At 32.2% G+C, this 19169-nt stretch carries 12 protein-coding genes, 2 rRNA genes and 1 other annotated feature; all 14 genes read right to left on the bottom strand.

All coding sequences use genetic code 11. From position 1 onward, the window contains the following. Positions 1 to 58: 58 nt before the first annotated feature. Positions 59 to 472, bottom strand: a complete 414-nt coding sequence (locus tag KXZ80_RS00480) for a Mini-ribonuclease 3 (RefSeq protein WP_025162206.1) — start codon at positions 470 to 472, stop codon at positions 59 to 61. Further along, positions 457 to 1854, bottom strand: a complete 1398-nt coding sequence (cysS, locus tag KXZ80_RS00475; protein ID WP_021431486.1) for a cysteine--tRNA ligase — start codon at positions 1852 to 1854, stop codon at positions 457 to 459. The genes KXZ80_RS00480 and cysS overlap by 16 nt, the downstream gene beginning before the upstream one ends. A gap of 113 nt (positions 1855 to 1967) precedes the next feature. Continuing rightward, on the bottom strand, positions 1968 to 2141 hold the full coding sequence (locus KXZ80_RS00470; RefSeq protein WP_021431485.1) for a hypothetical protein: 174 nt from the start codon (positions 2139 to 2141) through the stop codon (positions 1968 to 1970). A 153-nt stretch (positions 2142 to 2294) separates the two neighbouring features. Continuing rightward, the gene (gene gltX / locus KXZ80_RS00465) at positions 2295 to 3776 is read right to left on the bottom strand and encodes a glutamate--tRNA ligase (RefSeq protein WP_021431484.1); all 1482 of its coding nucleotides are present in this window, start codon (positions 3774 to 3776) and stop codon (positions 2295 to 2297) included. Between the two features lie 220 nt (positions 3777 to 3996). Then, positions 3997 to 5712: a proline--tRNA ligase gene (locus tag KXZ80_RS00460; protein WP_021431483.1), complete on the bottom strand. Its 1716-nt coding sequence runs from the start codon at positions 5710 to 5712 to the stop codon at positions 3997 to 3999. A gap of 53 nt (positions 5713 to 5765) precedes the next feature. Then, positions 5766 to 5984 (bottom strand) — a binding site (T-box leader). A 148-nt stretch (positions 5985 to 6132) separates the two neighbouring features. Then, positions 6133 to 6612, bottom strand: coding sequence for a 2-C-methyl-D-erythritol 2,4-cyclodiphosphate synthase (gene ispF, locus KXZ80_RS00455; RefSeq protein ID WP_021428178.1), 480 nt, complete (start codon positions 6610 to 6612; stop codon positions 6133 to 6135). 16 nt (positions 6613 to 6628) lie between these two features. Continuing rightward, positions 6629 to 7309, bottom strand: a complete 681-nt coding sequence (ispD, locus tag KXZ80_RS00450) for a 2-C-methyl-D-erythritol 4-phosphate cytidylyltransferase (protein ID WP_021431482.1) — start codon at positions 7307 to 7309, stop codon at positions 6629 to 6631. 135 nt (positions 7310 to 7444) lie between these two features. Beyond that, entirely contained in the window at positions 7445 to 8533 is a 1089-nt protein-coding gene (locus KXZ80_RS00445) for a PIN/TRAM domain-containing protein (RefSeq protein ID WP_021431481.1), read from the bottom strand. A 98-nt stretch (positions 8534 to 8631) separates the two neighbouring features. Next, a complete protein-coding gene (gene disA / locus KXZ80_RS00440) occupies positions 8632 to 9702 on the bottom strand; it encodes a DNA integrity scanning diadenylate cyclase DisA (protein WP_021428177.1) in 1071 nt (356 codons plus the stop codon). Between the two features lies 1 nt (position 9703). After that, a complete protein-coding gene (gene radA / locus KXZ80_RS00435; protein ID WP_021431480.1) occupies positions 9704 to 11083 on the bottom strand; it encodes a DNA repair protein RadA in 1380 nt (459 codons plus the stop codon). A 237-nt stretch (positions 11084 to 11320) separates the two neighbouring features. Continuing rightward, entirely contained in the window at positions 11321 to 13621 is a 2301-nt protein-coding gene (locus KXZ80_RS00430) for an ATP-dependent Clp protease ATP-binding subunit (RefSeq protein ID WP_021431479.1), read from the bottom strand. A 127-nt stretch (positions 13622 to 13748) separates the two neighbouring features. Continuing rightward, positions 13749 to 15683, bottom strand: coding sequence for an elongation factor G (locus KXZ80_RS00425; protein ID WP_021431478.1), 1935 nt, complete (start codon positions 15681 to 15683; stop codon positions 13749 to 13751). Positions 15684 to 15988: 305 nt separating this feature from the next. Continuing rightward, a 5S ribosomal RNA gene (gene rrf / locus KXZ80_RS00420) occupies positions 15989 to 16105 on the bottom strand. Between the two features lie 60 nt (positions 16106 to 16165). Then, a 23S ribosomal RNA gene (locus KXZ80_RS00415) occupies positions 16166 to 19080 on the bottom strand. Between the last annotated feature and the right edge of the window lie 89 nt (positions 19081 to 19169).

The raw sequence follows: 19169 nt of genomic DNA, 5'->3' as shown, positions 1-19169 counted from the left end.
AATTTTTATATAAGCATAAAAAAGAGCTGATCTCTACATAGAGATAGCTCTTTTTTTATTATATGCTCTCTTCTGTTATTTCAATTGCTTTTTGAATTATATAGTTCAATCTTTCATAATCCTTTTTCATATGAAGATATCCTATTAAAGCTTCAAATCCAGTAGCATTTTTATAGTCTATAATATCCGCATTTTTAGGTGTAGTATGAGACTTTTGATTACGTCCTCTTTTATATATTCTGTGTTCTTCTTCAGTCAATGATTCTTCAATAGTAAGAATCACATTTGCTTGAGCCTTAGCTTTTACATATTTTATAGCTGTCTTATGCAAATCATTAACTTTCTTATTTACATTTCTATTTATAAGATACTCCCTTATATGTGATTCATATACAGTATCTCCTAAATAAGCAAGAACCAGTGGTGATACCGTAGCTAAGTTTACATTTTCCATTATTACACCCTTTTCCATTTAGTTCCTTGTCTTGTATCTTCTAAAACAATTCCCATTTCTAATAACTTATTTCTTATTTCATCTGCTAATGCAAAATCTTTATTTTTCTTTGCATCAACTCTATCTTGTATTAACTTTTCAATGTCAGCATCTAAAACTTCTTCTTGTTTTTTATTAACTATATTTAAAACATTAGTTAATTCTTCAAACTCAGCTAAACACTTCTTCGCAAATTCTATTGATGATTCTTCATTTACATTAGTATTTATAAATCTAGCTAATTCAAATATAACACTTATAGCATCAGCTGTGTTTATATCATCATCCATAGCAGTTATGAATTTTTCTCTAAATGAATTTAATTCTTCACTTAAACTTTTTTCATCTTCTTTTATATCTGCTACCTTTAAATTGCTTAATGTAAATTCTAATTTCTCTTTTGTATTGTATAATCTCTCTAATCCAGCTTTTGACTGAGATAGCATTTCATCACTAAAGTTTACTGGATTTCTATAATGAGCTGATAACATAAAGAATCTTACAACTTCTAAATCATATTTATCTGCGATATCTCTTACTGTAAAGAAGTTTCCTTTAGACTTACTCATCTTTTCATTGTTTATATTTATATATCCATTGTGTATCCAGTAGTTAGAGAAAGTTTTTCCACTTCTCGCTTCACTTTGAGCTATTTCATTTTCATGATGTGGGAATGCTAAATCTTGCCCTCCAGCATGTATATCGATAGTATCTCCTAAGTATCTCTTAGACATAACAGAACACTCTATATGCCACCCTGGTCTACCTACACTCCATGGACTTTCCCATCCTGGTTCCCCTTCTTTTCTAGGTTTCCATAATACGAAATCCATAGGATGTCTTTTTTGAGAGTTTACTTCTATTCTTGCTCCAGCTTCTAAGTCCTCTTGATTTTGTTTAGATAATTTTCCATATCCTTCAAATTTTTGAGTATCAAAATAAACTTCTCCGTTTACTGCATAAGCATATCCTTTTTCTTCTAATTCTTTTATAAATTCTATTATTTCATTGATATTATCAGTAACTCTTGGATGAACAGTAGCTCTTTTTATCCCTAATCCATCTGCATCTTTAAAATATTCATCTATGTACTTATCAGCAACTTGCTCCGGAGTTATTCCCTCTTCATTACCTCTTTTTATTATTTTATCATCTACATCAGTAAAGTTTTGAATATATTTTACATCATAACCTCTATATTCTAAATATCTTCTAAATGTATCAAATATTATAAAGGGTCTAGCATTTCCTATATGGAAGAAGTTATAAACTGTAGGTCCACAAACATACATCTTTACCTTTCCTTCTTCTATTGGTACAAATTCTTCTTTTGTCCTAGTTAACGTATTGTATAACTTCATAATATTCACCTCACCATTGTTTAATTTATAAATCTAACTATATAATCTATTATAATTTATATTCGCTCGAATTAATAGTACTACTATTATACCCTCTGGCTTTTATAAACAAACTATTTAGTTTTAATCATCTCATTTTTTTCTAAAAATTCTATTTTATTAGATACACAATTTAAATATATATCATCATTAATGATTTTCTTGTTTTTCATTTTACTAACTATGTCTACGTAGTCTTTACAAAGTTGATCTAGTTCCTCCTTTATTTCGTTAATATCTATACTCATACAATCCTCCTAAAAATATACATTATTTTAATAATAAACTATTTAAAATATATTTAGTTTAACTGTTCAAAATTCCTTTATTTTTAGATTGTAATCTTTCTTCAAAAAACTACATAAAAAAAATCTCACCTAATATAAAGGTGAGATTTTTTACTATAATAAGTTTTCTTTTACATATTTTATTCTATTTAAACATGTTTGTTTACCTATAACAGCAGCTGCTTTTGGTAAATCTGGACCATGCATTTGTCCTGTTAATACTATTCTAGTTCCCATGAATAAATTTTTACCTTTTATTCCATGTTCTTTTTGTATTTCTTTAAACATTGCTTTAAAGAACTCTTCACTTATTTCATCTGCAGCATTAATTTTTTCCTCTAATGCATTTACTAATGTTGGCATATGCTCTAATTTTAAGAATTCTTGACATTCTTCTGTTTCTAACTCTACTTTATCTCCAAAGAATATATTTACGTGGTCTGTTACTTCTTTTACATATTGTAATTTTTCTTTAACAACAGAAACCATAGATTTTACAAAATCATATCTATCTTTAGCATCTGCTTCTGTTATGTACCCAGCTTCTATTAAGAAAGGTATTGCTAAATCAGTTATATATTCATCTGAAGCATCTTTTATATAATGTTGATTAACCCAATTTAATTTATCTGTATCAAATACTCCTCCACTCTTAGAAACTCTTTCAACAGAGAAGTGCTCTTCTAATTCCTTCATAGTAAATAATTCTTGGTTATCTTCTGGAGACCAACCAACTAAAGCAACATAGTTTACTAATCCTTCTGGTAAGTATCCTTTTCTCTTGAAGTCTTCTACAGCAACATCTCCGTGTCTTTTACTTAATTTTTTCTTTTCTTTATTAAGTATATTTGGAAGATGTACAAATGTAGGAGCTTCCCAACCAAATGCTTCATATAAATATACATGTTTTGGAGTAGATGATATCCATTCTTCTCCTCTTATAACATGTGTTATTTTCATCATATGGTCATCTACAACAACTGCGAAATGGTATGTTGGGAATCCATCAGTTTTTATAAGTACTTGATCATCTAATTCATCAGTGTTAAATTCAGTTTCTCCTCTTACTAAATCAGTAAACTTTATAACATGATTTTCAGGTAATTTTAATCTTATTACATGTTCTTCACCAGCTGCTAATTTAGCTTCTACTTCTTCTTTTGATAAATTTCTACAATGCCCATCATACTTTGGAGTTTCTCCAGCTTCTTTTTGTTGCTCTCTAACTTTATCTAATCTTTCTTTTGAACAGAAACAGTAGTATGCTTTTCCACTATCTAATAATTCTTGTATATAACCTTTATATATGTCTAATCTTTCAGATTGTATATATGGTCCGTATGGTCCAACTTGAGTTACATTTTTATTTTCATCTAACATAACTCCTTCTGTATGGTTAACTCCTGCCCATGACATTGCTTCTAGCATATTTTCTATTGCACCATCAACAATTCTAGTTCTATCAGTGTCTTCAACTCTTAATATGTATTCTCCACCCATTCTTTTTGCAAATAGATAATTGTATAATGCAGTTCTTAAACTACCTATATGAACAAATCCTGTTGGACTTGGAGCAAATCTTACTCTTACATTCATAACTTTACCTCCTAAAATAATCTTAATATCTATTATAATACCAAACTTAATAAGTATTTATAATAAAAACTTTATATTACTATTACTATAGTTACCCTATTTTTTAAATTTTCCACCTGTGGATAATTGTATTTTTATACAAAATTAAATAGTATATATATCCACATTTTATTCAAAATGTTAATAACTTCGTGGATTATATATACTATTTTAATTTAAACTATCCTAACTTAACTTCATTTTTAGCAAATTCAGCTTTTATTTTATCATTTATTTCGTCTAAAGATATTAACTCTTTTTCTGCTTCGTCTCTTAATTTAAACTCAACTTTTCCATCAGTTATATCTTTACCTACTGTTATTCTCATAGGTATACCTATTAATTCAGAGTCTTTGAATTTTACTCCTACTCTTTCATCTCTATCATCTAATAATGCTTCTACTCCCATAGCTATTAATTCATTGTATATCTTCTCAGCTGCTTCCATATGCTCAGCTTTCTTTATATTTACAGGAACTACAACTACATGATATGGAGCTATTGCTAAAGGCCATACTATACCATTGTCATCATTGTGTTGTTCTATAACTGCTGCTGCAGTTCTTTCAACACCTATACCATAACATCCCATAACTATTGGTTTACTCTTACCATCTTTATCTATAAATTTAGCTCCCATAGTTTCTGAGTATTTTGTACCTAATTTGAATATATGACCAACTTCAACTCCTCTAGCTATTTCAAGTGGTGCTCCACAACATGTACATTTATCTCCTTCTTGTACATTTCTGAAATCTCCAACTACACCATCAAAATCTCTACCAAAGTTAGCATTTCTTATATGGTAATCAGTTTTATTTCCACCAACCCCTATATTACTTTGCTCTGCTACTTCTTTATCTATAAATACATAATCTGCTTTCATTCCTATTGGTCCAGCAAATCCAACTTCAGCATTAGTTAATTCTTTTACTACTTCTTCTCTTGCTAAATCAAACTCTATAACTTCACCTATAGCGTTAGCAACTTTAACTTCATTAACATCTCTATCTCCTCTTACTAAAACAACAACTGTTTTTCCATCTGCTTCATATATTAATGTTTTAGCAAATGTATCTGCTGTTGTATTAAAGAACTCGCATAATTGTTCTATAGTAGTTACTCCTGGAGTATGCACTGGTTCTAATTCTCTCATTTCTTCTTTAGCTTTTAAATCGTCTACTGAATTAGCTTTTTCTATATTTGCTGCATAGTCACAACCAGTACAGAATACTATTTCATCTTCACCTACTGGAGATTTAACCATAAACTCTGCTGAAGTTGATCCTCCTATAGCTCCTGAATCAGCTTGAACTGGACTATTTTCTAATCCACATCTTCTAAATATTTCTGTATATGCATCATACATATCTTGATATGATTTATCTAATCCAGCTTCGTCAGTATCAAAGCTATATGCATCTTTCATAGTGAAAGACTTAGTTCTCATTACTCCGAATCTTGGTCTTCTTTCATCTCTATATTTAGTTTGAATTTGATATAAGTTTAAAGGTAATTGTTTATATGAAGTAATCTCTTGTCTTATTATATCTGTGAAAACTTCTTCATGAGTAGGTCCTAAGCAGTAATCTCTAGTATTTCTATCTTTTAATCTAAACATTTCTGCTCCCATTGCATCCCATCTTCCAGACTCTTGCCATAATTCAGCTGGAATTAATGCAGAACATAGTATTTCTTGACATCCCTTTTTATTTAACTCTTCTCTTATTATATTTTCTATTTTTTTGAAAACTCTTATCCCCATAGGTAATTGATTGTATACCCCTGATGACATTTTCTTTATCATACCAGCTCTCATCATTAACTGATGGCTAGTTATTTCTGCATCTGCTGGAACCTCTCTTAAAGTAGGCATAAACATTCTTGACATTTTCATATTTTCTTCCTCCTAGTGAATTTTTTTATAATCAAAAAAACCCTTCATCTCAATATAGAGACGAAAGGTTATATTTCCGCGGTACCACTCTAGTTAATTGATAAGTAATTTTATCAATTCTCTTTATAGGATATAACGGTCCTTCCCGTAAGAACTTTTTACCATTCTTAAGCTCTGAGACTGGTTCAAAGAATAATTTTTAGAAACTTTCACCAAGTGTTTCCTCTCTGTAAAAAATACTATCTTTTACTATTTCTCTTCTTAGCTTTTTAATTATAAATAATTGATTATATTTTATAGCAATTAATATACCTTGTCAACGTATCTAATTAGGTTTTAGTAAGCTTTTGTTATACCTACTATTATGTTCTTGGTGAACTTTTTGATACATTATTTATAATAATTTTATAGAATTTATTTCTAATTGTCAATGTTAATTAATAAACAAATACTTTGCGATGAAATTCCTTCTTTGTTTCCTGTGAAACCTAATCCCTCTTCTGTTGTTGCTTTAACATTTACATTGTTTATATCTGTATTTAAAACTCTTGCTATATTTTCTCTCATTTTTTGTATGTGTGGAGCCATTTTAGGGGCTTGTGCTATAATTGTCGCATCTAAGTTTCCAATAGCATATCCTTTTTCTTTTATTAAATTGTATACATGCTCTAATAATTTCATACTGTCTGCACCTTTATACTTTTCATCTGTATCAGGGAAGTGCTTACCTATATCTCCAAGTGCTAATGCCCCTAGTATAGAGTCCATTATCGCATGAAGTAAAACATCTGCATCTGAGTGTCCCAATAATCCTTTTTCGTGTTCTATTTCAACTCCACCTAATATTAATTTTCTATTTTCAACTAGCTTATGAACATCATATCCCATTCCTACTCTCATTTTTTATCCTCCGAAATTATATATTTTTTAAAATTTGCTCTCCAAATTCCAAGTCTTCTTGTGTCGTTATTTTTATATTATTATATGACCCTTCTATCATTTTAACATTATAACCTATTCTTTCTACTAACATTGCATCATCAGTTCCATAGTAATTGTTATTATATGCATCTTCGTATGCTTTTTTTATAATATCATATTTAAAAACCTGAGGAGTTTGTACCGCCCATAAATAACTTCTGTTTGGAGTATCTATAATATTTCCATTATCACTTACTACTTTTATTGTATCTTTTACCTTAACTCCAACAACTATAGCATTATGCTCATTAGCTTTATTTATAGATCTCTTTATTATATCCTCTGTTACAAAAGGTCTAGCACCATCATGTATTAATACTACTTCACATTCTTTTTTTAACATTTTTATTCCATTGAACACAGAATCTTGTCTTTCATTTCCTCCATGTGCTACTTTTATGTTTGTAAATCCATATTTCTCTTTAATATTTTTATTAAAGTATTCTTCTTCATCTTCTCTTATAACAACAACTATATCATCTATATTTTCACTATTATAAAATTTCTCTATAGTGTGTGCTACAATTTCCTTATTTTTTAGCTTTATAAATTGCTTATTTATATCTTTCTTCATTCTACTTCCAGTTCCCGCTGCTACTATTACAACACCATTCATAAACTCACCTCTTACAATACGAATAAATAACTTAAATATATTTTACCATAGTAATAATTAAATTTTAATAAACTAAAAAATTCAATTCACTTTATCAAAAAAAGCCTTCAGAACTTTTATCCTGAAGACTTTTAACTAATCAACTTTAGGTTTTCCAAATATCATTCTTCCTGCTGGTGTTTGTAATACCGATGTAACTAAAACACTTATAGTTTCTCCCATATGTTTCTTTCCACCATCTACTACAATCATAGTACCATCATCTAAATAGGCTATACCCTGATTAGATTCCTTACCTTCTTTAACAACTTGAACTATCATATGTTCACCAGGTATCGCTACTGGTTTAATCGCATTAGCTAATTCATTTATATTAAGAACTTCAACACCTTGAACTTGAGCTACCTTGTTTAAATTGTAGTCATTTGTAACAACTTTACCCCCAAGTGTTTCAGCTAACTTTAATAATTTTGCATCAACTTCTGCTATATCATCAAAATCTCTGTTGCTTATTTCAACTTCAATATTTAATTCTTTTTGAATTATGTTAAGTATATCTAATCCTCTTCTACCTCTAACTCTTTTTAAGTCATCTGAAGAGTCTGCTATATGTCTTAATTCATCTAGAACGAAAGTAGGAATTACAAGCTTACCTTCTATAAATCCAGTTTGGCATATTTCAGCAATTCTACCGTCTATAATAACACTAGTGTCTAGAACTTTAGGTGGTATACTTTTTTCTTCTTTTTTAGAATTCTTGTCCTTATTTACAGATAATCTAGTTAACTTGTTTAAGTTAAAAATATCATCCTTACTCTTTAGTGCTATTCTACTACCTAAATAACCTAAAAATACATATGTAAATAAAGATAGTAAGCTTCCTATTACAGGTATCTTTAACATCAATATTAATTGACTTACAAGATAAGCTATAACAAAACCAACTATTAGTCCTATAGTACCTAATATTATATCTGTTTGAGGATATTTAGAAATTTCCCTATCCATAGCTTTTGCTATTTTCCTAGATTTGTTCATAATCCAAGGAGCTATTATAAAGAATACAAAACCTATTACTACTCCAATAACTATAGAAATTATAAATACATATAGCTCTGATCCTAACGAAATTTGAGGAAATTTTTGAACTAATGATATATACGTTGTCATACCTAACACGAATCCTACTAATGTAAGTATCGCTCTTATTATCTTAGATACCAAATTTTCACCCCCTATATTTTTTCCTTAATATTTTCTTATTATAATCAAACTGTTAACTATATTCAAGCACAATATTGTTTCAAATTTGACATAATATATTATATATGTCTATCTATAAGTGATAATTCTTGCATTTTTATAAGTCCATTTTTTATATATTTTGCTCTTATTTCACCTATTCCCTCAACATCGTCTAAATCTTCAATTGTTGCACATAGTATATCCTGAAAATCTTCAAAATAATTAACTAAATTCTCAATTATAGCACTAGGCAATCTATGTATTTTATTTAATATTCTATATCCTCTTGGTCTAATCGGCATATCCATACTTTCTGAGAAACCTGTATATCCTAACATTTTTGCTATATTTGCTAAATCAAGTAACTCTTCTGATGATAATGATATAATTTTTTTCTTAAATTCAGCTAAATTCATATCATTTCTTTTATAATCTTTTAGTATTTGGTTTTGATCTATTTTAGTTGTTCCCATTAGTTCATCAACCTGCATACTTAAAAGTGTACCTTCCACACCTAATTCTACTATATACTTTTCAATTATATTTGTCACTCTCATAACCATTTCTATCTTTTGAACTACGAGTACAACATCATACAAAGTTACGAAATCTTTAAATTCTAGTGCATTTAAACTTATTATAGCTTGGTCTAAAACAGACTTATATTTTTCTAGAGTTTGTAATGCTTGATTAGCTTTAGTAAATATCTTTGATATATCTTCTACTACATATTTCTTATCCCCTTGATATACAGTTATAACATTTCTTCTTTGAGATATAGCTATTACAATTCCTCCAGTTTGTTTTGCAACTCTTTCAGCAGTTCTATGTCTTGTTCCAGTTTCAGCTGTTTCAATTGAGTAATCTGGTATAAGTTGAGCATTTGCAAAAAGTATCTTCTTTATATCCGAACTTAAAACTATAGCTCCATCCATTTTAGCTAACTCATATAAGTATGCTGGAGAATATTCTGCATTTATAGCAAACCCCCCATCAACAATGCTCATAACCTCATCGCTATCAGCAATTACAATAAGCCCTCCTGTTTTAGCCTTTAAAACATGGTCTATTCCCAATCTAAGGTCTGTACCAGGAGATATCATTTTTAGCGTTCTAATTGCTTTTTTGCCACTAAAAAAATCATCCATTTTATCTATTTCCTCCTAATACCGTATTTATAGCTTGTCTTACACTATCCACTGGACATATATCTATCCCTTTTACATCTTTAACAGCCTCATAATTGCTCTTTGGAATAACTATTTTAGTGAAACCTAGCTTCTTACATTCTGCGATTCTCTTTTCTATAAAGCTCACCGCTCTTACTTCTCCTGTTAATCCAACTTCTCCTGTAATTGCTACATTCCCATCTATAGGTATGTTTCTAAAACTAGAAGCTATAGCCATAACTATGCCTAGATCTATAGACGGCTCATTAATTTTTATTCCTCCAACAACATTTATGTATATATCCTGGTTTTGTATTTGCATCCCAACACGTTTTTCAAGAACAGCCATAAGTAAAGATACTCTATTATAATCAACTCCTGTAGCCGTTCTTTTAGGAATACCAAAACTAGTAGGTGATGCTAGTGCTTGCAATTCTAAAAGCATTGGTCTAGTACCTTCTACTGTAGATATAATTATAGACCCTGCTACATCTTTTGGTTTTTCGGCTATAAGTATTTTAGATGGATTTTCTAACTCAACTAATCCTATTTCTCGCATCTCAAATACACCTAATTCATTTGTAGACCCAAATCTATTTTTTACAGCTCTTATCAATCTATACGTATTGAATCGTTCTCCTTCAAAATATAATACAGTGTCTACCATATGTTCTAATACCTTCGGTCCTGCTAGTGCACCTTCTTTAGTTACATGTCCAACTACAAAGGTTGATATACCCATTTTTTTAGAAATTTTCATAAATCTCGAAGTACCTTCCTTTATCTGGCTTACAGTACCTGGAGCAGATGTAATTTCAGGACTAAAAACAGTTTGTATAGAGTCTAATATAATTAAGTCTGGATTTACACTTTCTAAGTGAGCTTCTATTATGCTCAAGTTATTTTCAGCAAATATATATAAATTATCGGACTTTATTCCTAATCTTTGAGCCCTCATTTTTATTTGAGATGCAGATTCTTCTCCTGATATGTATAAAACTTTTTTACCACTATTAGCAACATTACTTGAAACTTGTATAAGTAACGTTGACTTCCCAATACCTGGATCCCCTCCGACTAAAACTAATGATCCTTTAACTACACCTCCACCTAAAACTCTATCTAACTCGTTTATGCAAGTTGAAAATCTTTGCTCTTTTATAGTTTCTATCGAGTTTATATTTAAAGGTCTAGATGATGATTTATCTATAACAAAAACTTCTTTATTTGATTTTGAAGTTTTCTCTTCTATTTCTTCGACAAATGTATTCCATTTGCTACATTCTGGACATTTTCCTAGCCATTTACTATTCTCATACCCACATTCTTGACACACATATTTAGTTTTTATTTTAGCCATTTATAAACTCACCCTTATGTAATTTTTTATATATTATTAATTTTATCATATATATCTATTAATATGTTAAATTTATAATATATAAAAAAATTCACTTAATTTAAGTTGATTGTATACTTATAAATCATAGTTTTTAATAAAATGCATAGCTCGGAAATTACATTTATCATCAGTTTAGAATTAAATGTAATTTCCAATAAAAGAAGCAGTTTTAAGATTAATTTTTTACATTTTTAATCATTTATTTTCAAATATAACTTTTTCTTCAACAACTTTAGCTACTATATTATCTCCTTTTTTTATATCTTCACTCAATATCATATCCGCTAATACATCTTCTATTTCTTTTTGAATAGCCCTTTTTAAAGGTCTAGCTCCATATTCTAAGTCTATTCCATATTTAGATATAAGATTTAAAACATCATCTGAAATTTCTAAGCTAATATTAAGTTGATTTAATCTGCTTATTAAATTACTAAGCATTATTTTAGAAATTTCATGTAAATTATCTATATTTAATTTATGGAAAACCACTATATCATCAATCCTATTTATAAATTCTGGTTTAAATCTATTCTTAACTTCTGATAAAATTTTTTCTTTCATAGCTTTATAATTTTCATCAATTACATTTTTATTTTCAGAAGCTGAAAAACCAATTATTTGTTGTTTATTTATACTTTTTGCACCTATATTAGACGTCATAATTATTAGTGTATTCTTAAAATCTACAGTTCTTCCTTTAGAATCTGTTAATCTTCCTTCATCTAATACTTGAAGTAGTATATTAAATACATCTTCATGTGCTTTCTCTATTTCATCAAATAAAACTAAAGTATACGGATGTCTTCTTACAGCTTCAGTCAATTGACCTCCATCATCATGCCCTATATATCCAGGAGGAGATCCTATTAGCTTTGAAACTGAATGTTTTTCCATATATTCTGACATATCTATCCTAATAATTTGATTTTCATTTCCAAAATGAGCTTCTGCTAATGCTTTACATAATTCTGTTTTACCAACACCTGTAGGCCCTAAGAATAAGAATGATCCTATTGGTCTTTTGGGATCTTTTAATCCTGCTCTAGATCTTCTAACTGCTTTTGATACAGCATTTACAGCCTCCTCTTGCCCAATAACTCTTTGATGAAGTATAGATTCTAAGTTTAGTAATTTATCTCCTTCAGATTTAACTATTTTACTTATAGGTATTCCAGTCCATAAACCTATTACCTCTGTAACTATTTCACTATTAACTGTAGGTTTATTATTTTTTAATTTTAAATTCTTCATTCTGATTCTAGAAGCAGACTCATCAATTATATCAACTGCCTTATCTGGTAGATATCTATCTACAATATATCGACTTGATAAATCAACTGCTGCTTTTATTGCTTCTTCTGTTATTTTTACGCCATGAAAATTTTCGTATTTTTCTTTTAACCCTTTTAAAATTTTGATTGATTCCTCTTTAGTTGGCTCTTCAATTAAAATTGGTTGTAATCTTCTCTCTAATCCAGTATCCTTTTCTATACTCTTTCTATATTCATCTATAGTTGTAGCACCTATAACTTGTATATCTCCTCTTGACAATACTGGCTTTAGTATATTAGATGCATCCATAGAATTTTCTCCTGTTGCTCCTGCTCCTACTATAGTATGCATCTCATCTATAAATAATATAATGTTATCAGATTTGACAACTTCTTCTATTACTTTCTTTATTCTTTCTTCAAACTCACCTCTATACTTAGCTCCTGCAAGCATTCCTCCTATATCTAAACTGTATATAAGCTTTCCTTGAAGGGAACTAGGTACTTTGTTGCTTTCTATATTAATTGCTAACCCTTCTACTATAGCAGTCTTTCCTACTCCAGGATCACCAATTAATATAGGATTGTTTTTAGTTCTCCTACTTAAAATTTGAATAATTCTTTGCATTTCATCTTCTCTACCAATTAGTGGATCTAATTTAGAAGTCTTTGCATATTCATTTAGGTTAACTGCATATTTCTCAAGTGTAGGAATATTTAATTTTTCCTTTTCTTTCTTAGGTTCTTCGTTTTTACTTTCATCTCTAAAAAGTATTATACTTGTTTCTGGTCTAGACACCTCTATCAAAGATTTAATTATGACTTGCTCAGTTATATTATTCATACTTAGAATTTTCACTGCTAAACTATCTGTTTCTTGTAAAATTGCTAACAAGATATGTTCAGTATCTATAAGAATACTATCAAATTGTTCTGCAAATATAGCTGAGTTATCTAATACGTCTTTGCTTCTAGGACTTAAAAAAATATCATCTGTACTATCATTAATTCCTATTCCATATATATCTATAATTTTTTCACATATTATATCTTCATCCATCCCTAATTTTAATAAAATCTTAGAAGCTGTTCCTTCTTTTTCTTTAATTAAACCAATTAATAAATGTTCTGTACCAACCACTCTATGCCCAAACTCTTTTGCATACTCTATAGATATATCTATTGCTTTTTGAGCTACCTTAGAAAATTTGTCAAAGTACAATATAGTCCCTCCTCAATTTTAATATTAGATATATATATACTATATGCCCTAATAGTTTTTATTGTTTCAATAATATAAAGAAATCCTAGGAATTATATTCCTAGGATTTTTTAATTAAATTTATAAATTAATTAATTTCAGAGTTAGATATTATTTTTTGTGCAATTTGTGTTGGAACTTCCTCATATTTATCAAGTTCCATTTCAAAATAACCTCTACCTTGTGTCATAGCTTTTAAATCTATAGCATACTTAAATGTTTCTGCTTGTGGAGCATTTGCATAAATAACTTGTTTACCATTATCAGTAGGTTCCATACCTAATATTCTTCCTCGTTTTTTATTTATATCACCCATAACATCTCCCATATATTCATCTGGAACTACTATCGTTAATTTCATTATAGGTTCTAAAAGAACGGGTACTGCTTGCTCTACGCCCTTTTTAAAAGCTATATTAGCCGCTAATTTAAAAGCCATTTCTGAAGAATCTACATCATGATAAGATCCATCATAAAGCGTTGCCTTTATATTAGTAACTGGATATCCAGCTAGTATTCCTTTTGACATAGATTCTCTTATTCCCTTCTCAACTGCAGGTATATATTGTTTAGGAACAGATCCTCCAAATATATCTTCTTCAAATTCAAAATCATTTTTAGAATACTCGAACCTTATCTTAACATCGCCATACTGTCCATGTCCTCCAGATTGTTTTTTATGCTTACCTTGAACATCTGCTTTTCCTTTTATAGTTTCTCTATATGCAACTTTTAAATCTGTTAAATCTACATCTAGGCCAAATTTTTCTTTCATTTTATTTTTAACTATATTTATATGAAGCTCACCTTGCCCACCAATTAAAACTTGTTTAGTTTCCACATTTCTGCTCCATGTAATCGTAGGATCTTCTTCTGATATTTTACTTAAAACAGCACTAATTTTATCTTCATCACCTTTATTTTTAGCTTGTAATGCAAAATATATTTGAGGTTTAGGGAAGTTAAGTTGTTCATCTGCTTTATCATTTTTATTTATAGATATAAAATCTCCTGTCTGCAAGGAGTTTACCTTAGTCATAACAACTATATCACCTGCATTAGCACATTGTATCTCAGATAACTCATTATTATTCATAGTATATATATTATAAATTTTTTCTTTTATAGACTTATTTACATTATATACTTCTATATCTTTTTTTATATTTCCTTGTAATATTTTGACATATGACATTTTTCCTATAAAGGGGTCTACTATAGTTTTAAATATGCTTCCATTTAACTTATCATTTTCATACACACACTTAGGTTGAATATAGCTAGATATAATTCCTAATATCTCCTCTGTACCTACATTGTTTATTGTAGATCCACATATAACTGGTATTATATCTCCATTTTGAATACCTATAGTTGTACCTCTCTTAATATCTTCTTCTGTCAAATCTTCTCCACTAAAATATTTTTCTAATAATTCATCATCTGTTTCAGCTATTAACTCTAATAATCCATCTCTTGTTCCTTCTACTTGTATTTTAAATTCATCACATAAATCTGAATCGCTTTCAAAGATATTATGTAGCTTAATAAATTCCTCACCATTATATATAGGCATATACATAGGTACTATTTTGTTACTATATTTATCTCTTAGTTCTTCAATTAAATCTTTATATCTGGATTTATCATTATCAATTTTATTTATAAATATAAGTTTAGGTATAGATTCTCCTGCAAGTTCTAGTGCTTTTTCTGTTCCAACTTGAATGCTAGTAGTAGCATCTATGACGATAACGGCAGCATCACTAGCACTTATAGCTGATATAACGTCTCCTGTAAAATCAGAATATCCAGGAGTATCTAGTAAATTTAATTTGTAATCTCTATATTCTATAGGAACTAAATTCATACTATATGTCATACTTATCTTATCTGTTAGTTTAGGCATTTTATTTGTAGTTTTAGAAGTATATGCCATTGCTTCAATTAAATTTGTTTTTCCACATCCACTATGGCCTAATATAGCTATACTTCTTATATTATTACTATCATATACCTTCATATCTAAGCACCTACCTCATATCATTTTAATAATTTATATGCAATTAATATAAGGCTTTATGTGCGATTATTTTAAATATTAAACTATTATAAATAAAACTTCTATCGTTTAACGTGAAACATGAGGTTTAACACAGTTTTTAATACTATCTCATACAAACGTAATCTTTTTGTTTTTACATACCAAAAAGTGGTTAGTATTAAGTTACAATGCAGAAGTCATTTTAAAGCATCTTCTCAGCTTTATGACTTCAAATGTAACTTAATGCTAACCACCACTTAAATCCACGTAAAATAAAAAAGATTACGCGGCTACGTCCTACTCTCCCAGGCAGCTTCCCACCAAGTACCATCGGCGCTAAAGAGCTTAACTTCTGTGTTCGGAATGGGAACAGGTGTATCCTCTTTGCTGTAATAACCGCATAATCTTTATTTAGAGTTAGTACTCTAAAAACTGAATAACATTTATAAGATTAAATAATCTTGGTCAAGTCCTCGATCTATTAGTATCGGTAAGCTACATACATTGCTGCACTTACACCTCCGACCTATCAACCAGGTAGTCTTCCTGGGATCTTACCCTTACGGTGGGAAATCTTATCTTGAAGTTGGCTTCGCGCTTAGATGCTTTCAGCGCTTATCCATTCCGTACATAGCTACCCAGCCATGCCCTTGGCAGAACAACTGGTACACCAGAGGTACGTCCATCCCGGTCCTCTCGTACTAAGGACAGGTCTCCTCAAATTTCCTACGCCTGCGACGGATAGGGACCGAACTGTCTCACGACGTTCTGAACCCAGCTCGCGTACCACTTTAATGGGCGAACAGCCCAACCCTTGGGACCTACTACAGCCCCAGGATGTGATGAGCCGACATCGAGGTGCCAAACCTCCCCGTCGATGTGGACTCTTGGGGGAGATAAGCCTGTTATCCCCAGGGTAGCTTTTATCCGTTGAGCGATGGCCCTTCCATGCGGAACCACCGGATCACTAAGTCCGACTTTCGTCCTTGCTCGACCTGTATGTCTTGCAATCAAGCTCTCTTCTGCCTTTACACTCTACGCACGATTTCCGACCGTGCTGAGAGAACCTTTGAGCGCCTCCGTTACTCTTTGGGAGGCGACCGCCCCAGTCAAACTGCCCACCTGACAGTGTCCCAATACCTGATTCAAGGTATCTGGTTAGAATCTCAGTACTACAAGGGTGGTATCCCAAGGATAGCTCCACCGAGACTGGCGTCCCGATTTCATAGCCTCCCACCTATCCTGTACATGTAGCACCAAAATTCAATGTCAAGCTACAGTAAAGCTCCATGGGGTCTTTCCGTCCTGTCGCAGGTACCCGGCATCTTCACCGGGATTACAATTTCACCGAGTCTGTTGTTGAGACAGTGCCCAAATCGTTACGCCTTTCGTGCGGGTCGGAACTTACCCGACAAGGAATTTCGCTACCTTAGGACCGTTATAGTTACGGCCGCCGTTTACTGGGGCTTAAGTTCACTGCTTCGGATAAATCCTAACAGATCCCCTTAACCTTCCAGCACCGGGCAGGCGTCAGCTCCTATACATCGTCTTGCGACTTAGCAGAAACCTGTGTTTTTGGTAAACAGTCGCTTGGGCCTATTCTCTGCGGCCACCTCGGGCGTTAACCCTAACGTGGCACCCCTTCTCCCTAAGTTACGGGGTCATTTTGCCGAGTTCCTTAACAACAGTTCTCTCGCTGGCCTTAGGATACTCTCCTCACCCACCTGTGTCGGTTTGCGGTACGGGCACCTTTAATCTCGATAGAAACTTTTCTCGACAGTGTGAAATCAGCTACTTCGCTACTTAATTTCGCTCCCCATCGTACCCCAGCATTATCATGGCGGATTTGCCTGCCTTGACTGCCTCAGTACTTAGCCACACATAACCAACAGTGTGGTTAGCTTATCCTACTGTGTCATTCCATCTCTCAAACGATTATCGGTGGTACAGGAATCTCAACCTGTTGTCCATCACCTACGCCTTTCGGCCTCGGCTTAGGTCCCGACTAACCCAGGGCGGACGAACCTTCCCCTGGAAACCTTGGGTTTACGGCCCGTGGGATTCTCACCCACGTCTCGCTACTCATGCCAACATTCTCACTCCTATACTGTCCACACGTCCTTACGGTCATGCTTCAGCCTGCATAGGAAGCTCCCCTACCTATCATAAATGATATCGTAGCTTCGGTAGTAAGTTTTAGCCCCGGTAATCTTCGGCGCAGGATCACTCGACCAGTGAGCTATTACGCACTCTTTAAATGAGTGGCTGCTTCTAAGCCAACATCCTGGTTGTCTATGCAATCCCACATCCTTTACCACTTAACTTACATTTAGGGACCTTAGCTGACGATCTGGGCTGTTGCCCTCTCGACTATGAATCTTATTACCCACAGTCTGACTCCCAAGTATAAAATAACGGCATTCGGAGTTTGATAATCTTCGGTAAGCGCAATGCCCCCTAGGATATTCAGTGCTCTACCTCCGTATTTCTCAACCTTGAGGCTAGCCCTAAAGCTATTTCGGGGAGAACCAGCTATCTCCGAGCTCGATTGGAATTTCACCGCTATCCACAAGTCATCCCCGAGCTTTTCAACGCTCGTGGGTTCGGACCTCCACGAAATTTTACTTTCGCTTCATCCTGCTCATGGATAGGTCGCTCGGTTTCGGGTCTACGACAGCAAACTTAACGCCCATTTAAGACTCGCTTTCACTACGGCTCCATACCTTAAGTACTTAACCTAGCTTACTATCGTAACTCGTTGGCCCGTTCTACAAAAAGTACGCGGTCACACATATAAAGTGCTTCCACAGCTTGTAAGCGCAGGGTTTCAGGTTCTATTTCACTCCCCTCCCGGGGTTCTTTTCACCTTTCCCTCACGGTACTATGCGCTATCGGTCACTAAGTAGTATTTAGCCTTGGAGGATGGTCCCTCCTGCTTCCCACAGGGTTTCACGTGTCCCGTGGTACTCTGGATCACATCTAAAGTCTTCTCGTTTCAACTACGTGGCTATTACACTTTATAGCGGAGCTTTCCAACTCTCTTCGTTTACGATACCTCTTTGTTGATGATGTGTCCGCAACCCCAGCGAAGAAAACTTCACTGGTTTGGGCTATTCCGCGTTCGCTCGCCGCTACTTACGGAATCGAATTTCTTTCTTTTCCTCCGGGTACTTAGATGTTTCAGTTCCCCGGGTTCCCCTCACTAAGCTATGTATTCACTTAATGATACTTAGACATTACTCTAAGTGAGTTTCCTCATTCGGAAATCTTCGGATCAAAGTTTACGTGCAACTCCCCGAAGCTTATCGCAGCTTATCGCGTCCTTCATCGGCTCTTAGTGCCAAGGCATCCGCCCTGCGCCCTTAATAACTTGACCAGTTATTAAAAGTGTTATTTTTTGAAGAGTTTTCTTCTCTTATAATTGGTTTATTTAATCATCACTAAATGTTATGCAGTTTTCAAAGT

This window comes from Paraclostridium bifermentans, assembly GCF_019916025.1.
GTDB lineage: Bacteria > Bacillota > Clostridia > Peptostreptococcales > Peptostreptococcaceae > Paraclostridium > Paraclostridium bifermentans.
The sequence above is the reverse complement of the archived record's forward strand: the minus strand, read 5'-3'. Positions and strand labels throughout refer to the sequence as shown.